Source organism: Nocardioides taihuensis (assembly GCF_042657275.1).
Classification (GTDB): Bacteria; Actinomycetota; Actinomycetes; order Propionibacteriales; family Nocardioidaceae; genus Nocardioides; species Nocardioides taihuensis.
In genome coordinates, this window is sequence record NZ_JBHSKD010000031.1 from 1 (window position 1) to 1496 (window position 1496).

The 1496-nt window shown below is 71.2% G+C and carries 1 protein-coding gene; it reads left to right on the top strand.

Features of this window, described 5'->3' with window-relative positions:
• Nucleotides 1-56 precede the first annotated feature (56 nt).
• Complete coding sequence (locus ACFPGP_RS23810; RefSeq protein ID WP_378594053.1) at nt 57-1421, top strand: IS1380 family transposase; 1365 nt, start codon at nt 57-59, stop codon at nt 1419-1421.
• Nucleotides 1422-1496: the final 75 nt, after the last annotated feature.

The following is a 1496-nucleotide window of genomic DNA, read 5'->3' on the forward strand; positions in this document are numbered from 1 at the left end:
ACGGGATTCTTGGGATTGGGAAGTCTCAAGGTCTCCGAGCGGAAGGCACTCCGTAGGTGAAGCGTAGCCCTGGTCCTGCTGTTGTTCTCGATTCCGGCCGCGAGTCGCTGGTCTCGTCCTCTGGCGGGCTGCTGCTGCGACAGACGATGCGAGCCTCGGGGCTGGACCGCGCCCTGTCCGTCGGTCTGGGTCCTTGGCGTTCGGACCGGGCCGTCCATGACCCGGGCAAGGTGCTCCTCGACGTGGCGACCGCGGTCGCGCTGGGTGGTGACTGCCTGGCCGATGTCGCGGTCGTCCGCGCTCAGCCCGAGGTGTTCGGGCCGGTGGCATCGGATCCGACGGTCTCGCGGCTGATCGCCACCCTCGCCGCCGACATGGACGCGGCGGTGGCCGCGATCCGGGCCGCACGTGCGCTGGCCCGTGGCCGGGTGTGGTCACGCCGACGGCCGATCCCAGGCGAGCCGGGTGGTCAGGTGATCCTCGACCTGGACGCCACGCTGGTGACCGCGCACAGCGAGAAGGAGCACGCGGCGCCCACGTTCAAGCGGGGGTTCGGGTTCCACCCGATCCTGGCGTTCTGCGACCACGGCGAGGCCGGGTCCGGGGAGACTCTCGCCGGACTGCTCCGGCCGGGATCGGCGGGCGCGAACACCGCCGCGGACCACATCGCCGTCTTGGACCAAGCGCTGGCCCAGCTCCCCCAGGTCGAACGTGGCGGGGTGGTGGTCCGCACCGACACCGGCGGCGGGGTCAAGGACTTCCTGCACCACATCACCGACCTCGGACTGCACTACAGCGTGGGGTTCTACGGGATGCCGCCCATCGTGGAGGCGTTGGGGAAGGTCCCGGCGCAGGCGTGGCGCGCCGCGGTCGATGGCGACGGCGAACCCCGCGACGGTGCCCAGGTCGCCGAGCTCACCGCCTACCTGCCCCAGACCCTGACCGGATGGCCCAAGGGCATGCGGGTGATCGCCCGACGCGAGCGGCCCCACCCCGGTGCCCAACTGAGGCTGACCGACGAGAACGGCTGGCGGATCACCTGCTTCGCGACCAACACCAAGGGCCCGGGCTGGACGTTGGCTGCGTTGGAGGTCCGCCACCGGCAACGCGCCCGCGCCGAGGACCGCATCCGTGGGCTGAAGGACACCGGCCTGCGGAACCTGCCCTTCCACGGCTTCGCCCAGAACCAGATCTGGCTCGAGATCGTCGCACTCGCCGCCGACCTCCTCGTCTGGACCCAAACCCTGGCCTGGCACGACCACCCCGCCCGCCGATGGGAACCCAAGCGACTCCGCTTCCGACTCCTCACGGTCGCCGGACGCATCATCCACACCGGCCGACGCCGACGACTCCGGCTCCCCCGCGGCTGGCCCTGGAATCACCTCATCGACACCGGCTGGGCAGCACTCCAACCCGGCTGACCCCAGCACCCAGACCCCACGACCAGGACCATCGGAGAACCCCGGCACAGCCCGGGCGCTCTCGGCGCGCACACT